General features: G+C 72.5%; 8 protein-coding genes. 5 read left to right on the forward strand and 3 right to left on the reverse strand.

Features of this window, described 5'->3' with window-relative positions; all coding sequences use genetic code 11:
• On the reverse strand, positions 1 to 676 hold a 676-nt coding region (locus ACFV6I_RS19575; protein WP_380426600.1), incomplete at its 3' end, for an ATP-binding protein.
• 232 nt (positions 677 to 908) lie between these two features.
• Here ACFV6I_RS19575 and ACFV6I_RS19580 point away from each other — a divergent pair.
• Both ACFV6I_RS19580 and ACFV6I_RS19585 read left to right on the forward strand, forming a co-directional pair.
• A complete protein-coding gene (locus ACFV6I_RS19580; protein WP_380376210.1) occupies positions 909 to 1,466 on the forward strand; it encodes a hypothetical protein in 558 nt (185 codons plus the stop codon).
• Positions 1,467 to 1,546: 80 nt separating this feature from the next.
• Positions 1,547 to 2,104 (forward strand): hypothetical protein, encoded by a 558-nt coding sequence (locus ACFV6I_RS19585; protein ID WP_380426602.1) that lies wholly within the window; start codon positions 1,547 to 1,549, stop codon positions 2,102 to 2,104.
• Between the two features lie 101 nt (positions 2,105 to 2,205).
• Here ACFV6I_RS19585 and ACFV6I_RS19590 read toward each other — a convergent pair whose 3' ends face one another.
• A complete protein-coding gene (locus ACFV6I_RS19590) occupies positions 2,206 to 2,691 on the reverse strand; it encodes a TetR-like C-terminal domain-containing protein (RefSeq protein ID WP_380426604.1) in 486 nt (161 codons plus the stop codon).
• Between ACFV6I_RS19590 and ACFV6I_RS19595 the strand changes: the two genes are divergently transcribed.
• Both ACFV6I_RS19595 and ACFV6I_RS19600 read left to right on the forward strand, forming a co-directional pair.
• Complete coding sequence (locus tag ACFV6I_RS19595; protein ID WP_063352138.1) at positions 2,578 to 3,996, forward strand: APC family permease; 1,419 nt, start codon at positions 2,578 to 2,580, stop codon at positions 3,994 to 3,996. The genes ACFV6I_RS19590 and ACFV6I_RS19595 overlap by 114 nt on opposite strands.
• 35 nt (positions 3,997 to 4,031) lie before the next feature.
• Entirely contained in the window at positions 4,032 to 5,669 is a 1,638-nt protein-coding gene (locus ACFV6I_RS19600; RefSeq protein WP_063352139.1) for an amidohydrolase, read from the forward strand.
• Between the two features lie 199 nt (positions 5,670 to 5,868).
• Here the strand turns inward: ACFV6I_RS19600 and ACFV6I_RS19605 are convergent, their stop codons facing one another.
• Entirely contained in the window at positions 5,869 to 6,573 is a 705-nt protein-coding gene (locus ACFV6I_RS19605) for a TetR/AcrR family transcriptional regulator (protein WP_063352140.1), read from the reverse strand.
• 57 nt (positions 6,574 to 6,630) lie between these two features.
• Here ACFV6I_RS19605 and ACFV6I_RS19610 point away from each other — a divergent pair.
• The coding region (locus tag ACFV6I_RS19610; RefSeq protein WP_380426606.1) for a hypothetical protein at positions 6,631 to 6,848 on the forward strand (218 nt) is incomplete at its 3' end.

A 6,848-nucleotide genomic window follows, 5' to 3' on the forward strand; every position in this document is an offset into this window, starting at 1 on the left:
CCCGGGTGTGCCCGCCCGCGCCGGGGCGCCCCGGGCCCGGGGGGGGGGGGGCGTGGGCGGGGTCGGGGGCCCCCCGCTCTCCCCCCGGGCCCCCCCGGGGCAGGGCCCGCACGTCGACGGTCTCGGCCGACCACGTCCGGGCGGCCGGTCCGCCCGGTCGGATGGCGGCGACGATCACCACCGGCAGCTCGGCGCAGCGGCGGTTCAGGAAGGCGAACACGCTCGCGCTGGAGGAGTCGATCCAGTGCAGGTCGTCCAGGAGCAGCAGCACCGGGGCGGTCCGCACCGCCTCCTCCAGCAGGGCCAGCGCGGCGGCGCCGACGGCGAACCCGCTCGGGGTGCCGGCCCGGACGCCGAGCGCGCTCTCCAGGGCCTCCCGCTGGTGCGCGGACAGGGCGTCGGTGTGCTGGAGCAGCGAGCGGAAGGCCTGGTGGAGGGCGCCGAACGCGAGATCCGTCTCCGCCTCCGTACCGAGCGCCCGCAGGACGGTGAACCCCCGCTCCCGCGCCGCCCGTTCCACCCAGGCCAGCAGTGTGCTCCTGCCGACCCCGGCCTCACCGCGCAGCAGGACCGTGGAACCGCTCGCACCGTCCACGGCCTGGACCAGCGCCGCGGTCAGCAACTCCGTCTCCCGTTGCCGCCCGACCAGCCCCGGCACCCGCCCGTCCTCCGCCACCCTTGCCCCCTCGGGTCCGCCCGGGTCACTCCACGGGCAGCCAAGGCTACCGTCCGTCAACGTCTCCGGGCACGCCGTCGGACGCTCCCCGGGTCGCCGTGGGCCACTCAACGTGATCGGGCACGTCCGCCGTGGCACGTCGTTCGACTTCTTCGGTTCGTCCGCGTTTTGGCTCCGGGCCGCAGGGCACGCGCCGTTCAGGGAGGTCCGGAGCTACAAGCGGAGGACCCAAATGTCAACAGGGACCCTCATCGCAGTCCTCGTCATCGTCTTCGCCCTTCTGGTCGTGGCCGCGCTGGTGGCGACGTTCGCCATCCGCCGCCGCCATCTGCAGGAACGGTTCGGCCCGGAGTACGACCGGACCGCCGAGGCGAAGGACGGCCGTTTCGCCGCCGACCGGGAGCTGCGCAAGCGCGAGTCGCGCCACGACTCGCTGAACATCAAACCGCTGTCACCAGGTGCCCGTGACCGCTACGCCAAGGACTGGGCACGGGTGCAGGAACAGTTCGTCGACCGGCCCGACGACACGGTGCACGAGGCGGACCGGCTCGTCACCACGCTCATGAGCGAGCGCGGATACCCGACCGAGGGGTACGAGCAGCAGCTCAAGGACCTCTCCGTCGAACACGGGAGCGTGCTGACGCACTTCCGGTCCGCCCACGAGGTCAACGACCGCAGCAGCCGCCACCAGGCGACCACGGAAGAACTGCGGGGCGCCATGGTGCACTACCGCACCCTGTTCGAGGAACTGCTCCACAACGGCGACCGTCCGCAGGGCAGCCGTGCGTGAGCCCCGGACCGGCGAGTTGAGCCGACGGGGCGAGACCGGCGACGGCCGCCGACCGGAACTGCCGAAAGGGAAGTGAAGAGATGCACAGCCGAGCAACATCCGAACCGGTCGAGGGCGGCCTGTCCACGGAGGACCTGGCCGGCGCCCGACAGGACACCGACGAACAGAGCGACACCTCCGGGGCGGATTCGCCACCGGCGTTCCCCGGGGAAGCCACCACCGAACAGCGGAGCGGCGAGCAGGAGTTCACGCTCGAAGGCCGCGACCGCGAGCAGGAAAGTGGGCAGGAAGAGCACCAGGAAACGGGCTACACCCAGGCATCCGAGCCATCCGAGCCGTCCGAGCGCACCGAGGGCTCGGAATCCGCCGAGAACGAACCCCTGCTGGGCGGGCAGCAGGAGGAGTTCCGCTCCCGGTGGCAGAAGATCCAGGGCGACTTCGTCGACGACCCGCGCAACGCCGTGTCCGCGGCCGACAACTTGGTCGCCGAGGCGATGCAGGCACTCGCCACCACCTTCTCCGCGCACAAGCAGGACCTCGAAGGCCAGTGGCACCGCGGCGACGAGGTGCCGACCGAAGAACTGCGCGTCGCGCTCCAGCGCTACCGCTCGTTCTTCAACCGCCTGCTCAACACCTGAAGCAACGGGGCCGAAGCCGCGCCCCCCGACCTGCGATGATCGAGTTCCATCCGGTCCTCGCCCAAAAAAACCGAACAGGTTCTTCGGGCCTCCTGCGAACCTCAGGAGGCCTGCTGCTGGACCGGACCGGGCGACAGCAGCCGCGACACGAGGGTGCGGGTCCATTCGGCGGTCAGCGGCAGGTCGGTGAAGACGGCACGGTAGTAGAGGGGCGCGAGTACGGCGTCCGCGGTGTGTTCGAGGGTCGGGGGCTGTTCACCCCGGGCCCGTTCCCGCCCGAGGATGGCTTCGAGCCCTTGCTCGCGCTCTCCTGCGCGCCAGCTCTTATGACAACAGCATTGACGTGTAGGGACGCCACCGGTTTCATGTCTCGCACCCCTCCCCCACACGAGCAAGGCGGTGATCCGTTGACACCGACGGTGAAGGCCACGGGCGACGCTCCGAGACCGGACACGAGCAGCCCCCACGTCACCATGCACAAGTCCATCGGCCTGCTGGACGGGGCGACGATCGCCGCCTCCAGTACGGCGGCCACCAGCAGCATCGGCATCGGCCTGGGCCTGATGGCCGGAGTCGTCGGCCTGCACCTGCCCGCGATCATGCTGTTGGCCTTCCTGCCCGTGCTCGCCATCGCGGGCGGGTACGGGCGACTGAACGCCGTTGAGCCGGACGCCGGCAGCAGCTACCGCTGGGTGGGCCGAATACTCAACCCCTGGCTGGGCTTCCTCACCGGCTGGGTGAACACCGTCGGCACCGTGGTCTTCATGGCCTACACCACCACGGTCACCGGGTCCTCCATCATCCAGCTCCTCGACCTGGCCCACGTGCGCAGCGTCGCGGGCCTCCGCCTCGACGCCGACTCGACCGTCCAGTGCACCCTGCTCGGCCTGGTGGTCCTGGCCGGCGCGGCGCTGGTGGCGGTGCGCGGCCTGGACCTGGCCGCCCGGCTGCAGAAGGCGCTGCTGGTGTTCGAGTACGCGGTGCTGCTCGGCTTCTGCGGGTACGGACTGTTCGCCGGCGACCAGCCGTTCTCACTGCAGTGGTTCAACCCGTTCGACATCCCGTCCTTCGACGCGCTCGCCCAGGGCATGGTGCTGGCGGTGTTCTGCTACTGGGGCTTCGAGTCGGTGTTCAGCGTCGGCGAGGAGGTGCGCAGCCCCCGGGACGCCTCGCGGGGCGGCATGCTCGCCCTGGTGGTGATGCTGCTGCTCTTCCTGCTCGCCGGTACGGCCTTCCAACGGGTGCTGCCGCTCGACGAGTTGGCCGACAACGGCGCGCACGGGCTCGCCTACTTCGGCACGACGCTCGCCCACCAGCCGTTGGCCGCCCTGCCGTTGATCGCGCTCATGTTCTCCGCGGTGGCCTCCCTGCAATCGTCCGTGATCCCGACGGCGCGCGGAATGTACGCGATGGGGCGCGACGGCGTGCTCGGCCCGGTCTGGACCCGGCTGCACCCGAAGCACGCGACGCCCGCCGTCGGCACGCTCCTGATCACCGGCATCGCGATGGCCCTCGCGCTGGCCTCGATCGTCATCCCCACCGTCAACGACCTGATCTCCGCCTCCGTCAACGCGATCGGCATCATCGTCGCGCTGTACTACGCGCTGACGGCCGTCGCGGCGGCCGTCCGGTTCCGGCACCTGCTGCGCAGCAACCTGCTGGAGGGGCTGCGCGCGGTGGTCGGCCCGCTGCTGGGCGCGGCGACCCTGCTCGCCGTCGGCGGCTATCTCGCCTGGTCGTTCTACGACTCCGCCGACCACTTCGAACTAGCCGCCGACAACGGGTGGTTCGAGCTGACCGTGACGGTGATGATGATCGTCACCGGACTACCGGCGGCCGCCTGGGCCCGCTGGCGGCGGCGCTCGCCCTACTTCCTGCCCGACACCGACTGACGATCCACGGAAGCCACGAGAGAACGGAGCACCCCATGCCCGAGGCCGATCTGGTCTTCACCCGCGGCCCGGTCCACACCGGTGACGCCGCCCGCACCCGGGCGACCAGCCTGGCCGTGACCGGCGAGCGGATCACCGCCGTCGGCCACGACGAGGTCCGGGAGCTGATCGGGCCGGGGACGGAGGTCGTGGACCTCACCGGCAAGCTGCTGCTGCCCGGATTCCAGGACGCGCACATCCACGCGGTCTTCGGCGGCACCGAGTTGGCGGTCTGCGACCTCACCGGCACGGTCGGCGTCGCCGACTACCTGGAGCGGATCCGCGCGTACGCCGACGCCAATCCCGGCCAGGCGTGGATCACCGGCAGCGGCTGGTCGATGGAGAGCTTCGAGGGCGGGCTGCCGACCCGGCAACTGCTGGACTCCGTCGTCCCGGACCGCCCGGTGTACCTGACCAACCGCGACCACCACGGCGCCTGGGCCAACACCCGGGCGCTGGAGCTCGCCGGCCTCACCCGGGACACCCCCGATCCGGCGGACGGCCGGATCGAGCGCGAGCCGGACGGCACTCCGGGCGGCACGCTCCAGGAGGGCGCCACCGGCCTGGTCGCCCGGCTGATCCCGCCCTCCACCGCCGCCGACCGGCTGGACGGGCTGCTGCGCGCCCAACGGCTGCTGCACTCGCTCGGCATCACCGGCTGGCAGGACGCGCTGCTCGGCGAGTTCAACGGCCAGCCGGATCCGTCCGACGCCTACCTGGCCGCCGCGCGCTCCGGCGCGCTGACCGCCCGGGTGACCGGCGCGCTCTGGTGGGACCGCGACCGAGGGGCCGAGCAGATCCCCGAACTGGTCGAGCGGCGTGCAGGGTTGAGCCAGGGGCGGTTCCGGGCCGGCTCGGTGAAGATCATGCAGGACGGCATCGCCGAGAACTTCACCGCTGCCATGACCAGCCCCTACCTGGACGGCTGCGGCTGCGCCACCGCCAACTCCGGCCTCAGCTTCGTCGACCCGGCCGCCCTGCGCGGGTACGTCACCGAGCTGGATGCGCTCGGCTTCCAGGTGCACTTCCACGCCCTCGGCGACCGGGCCGTCCGCGAGGCGCTGGACGCGGTCGAGGCCGCCCTCGCCGCCAACGGGCGACGCGGCACCCGCCATCACCTCGCCCACCTCCAGGTGGTTCACCCGGATGACCTCGACCGTTTCGCCCGGCTCGGCGCGATCGCCAACATCCAGCCGCTCTGGGCCGCGCACGAGCCTCAGATGGACGAGTTGACGATCCCGTTCCTCGGCCCGGAGCGCGCCGCCTGGCAGTACCCCTTCGGCGCCCTCCAGCGCGCGGGCGCCACCCTGGCGGCGGGCAGCGACTGGCCGGTGAGCAGCCCGGACCCGCTCGCCGGCGTTCACGTGGCCGTCAACCGGAGGGAGCCGGGGGCCGCCGACGGCCGGGTCTTCCTCCCCGAGCAGCGCCTCGACCTGGCCTCCGCCCTCGCGGCGTACACGGCCGGAACCGCGCACGTCAACGGCCATGACGACGCCGGCACCCTCACGGCGGGCCACCTCGCCGACCTCGTCGTCCTGGACCGCGACCTCTTCACCGCCCCCGCCGAGGAGATCGCCGACGCCCGCGTCCTGCGCACCTACGTCGGCGGCCGGCTCGTCCACGCGGCGGACTGACCCACCCGGGGGGGGAGTCGGCGCCCCGGCGTCTCAGGGCACTACCGGGATCCCCCGCACGAAGTGGTGAAACGTACCCAGGAACGCGTAGGCGCCAGGGCTGCGTCGGCACCGTGACGGTCGCCGACGCAGCCGGGAGCGATCGGCCCGGTTCCGAGGGCCGATTCGGATCCGGCAGCGCTCGGCCCGTCGCCCGCGCTCAGCCCGTCGCCGGGAGACGGGCCTCGGCGGCGTCGAGGAGGAGGTCGAGGGCGTAGGGATAACCGCTGCGGCGCATGTCGCTGGTGAGGAGGCGGGCGGTGGCGGCGATGTGCGGGTGCGTGGTGGCGTCGAGCCGGGCGTAGGAGGCCTGCCAGACCTCCAGGTCGGCGGCCTGGGCCGCGGCGGGCAGGGCGAGGGCGGCGGCGTCGAGCGCGGCGAAGCCGAGGCTCTGGTCGACGAAGGCGTGGTAGATCCGGACGGCCTCGCGGTCGGGGAAGCCCGCCCCGCGCAGGACGCCGAGGATGGCCTCGACGGCGGCGATCTCGTAGGTTCGGCCGGTGGTGCGGTGGGCGGCGAGCAGCGCGGCCTGGGGGTGGGCCTGGTAGGCGGCGTGGATTCGCAGGCCGATGGCGCGCAGGTCGGCGCGCCAGTCACCAGTGGCCTGCCAACCGTACTGGGCGCGGCCGATGAGCTCGTCGGCGACGGCGAGCAGCAGGTCGTCGGTGCTGCGGAAGTAGCGGTAGACGGCGCTGGGATCGGCGCCGAGCGCGGTACCGAGCCGCCGTACGGTGAGCGCGTCCGCGCCGTGCTGCTCGATGAGCCGCAACGCGGTGTCGACGATCAGTTCCCTGGACAGGATGACGCCTTGCTTGGTGGGCCGCCGACGCTGCCGCCGGGGCTCGGGGACTACCCGTTCGCTCATACCGGCAGCGTAGGTCAACATGCTTGACGTAAGCCAGGGAAGGCTCGCATTTCCGCCGTGCCCGAGGAGGTCCCGTGCACCCTCCCGGCCCTGGCCCCCGGAGAAGAGCGCCAGATCGCGATCCCGCAGAAAGCCGCGGCCCAGGGCCCCACCGGCTTGCTCTACGACGCCGACGGCGCCGGGTGCCGGGAGGCCGCCGACCAGCGTCCGGGGGGGGGCGCAACGTACGGGCCCGTTACCGGGGGCCGCAACAGCTGGGGCGGCCACGGGGGCAG

The organism is Kitasatospora sp. NPDC059803 (assembly GCF_042732255.1).
Taxonomy (GTDB): domain Bacteria; phylum Actinomycetota; class Actinomycetes; order Streptomycetales; family Streptomycetaceae; genus Kitasatospora.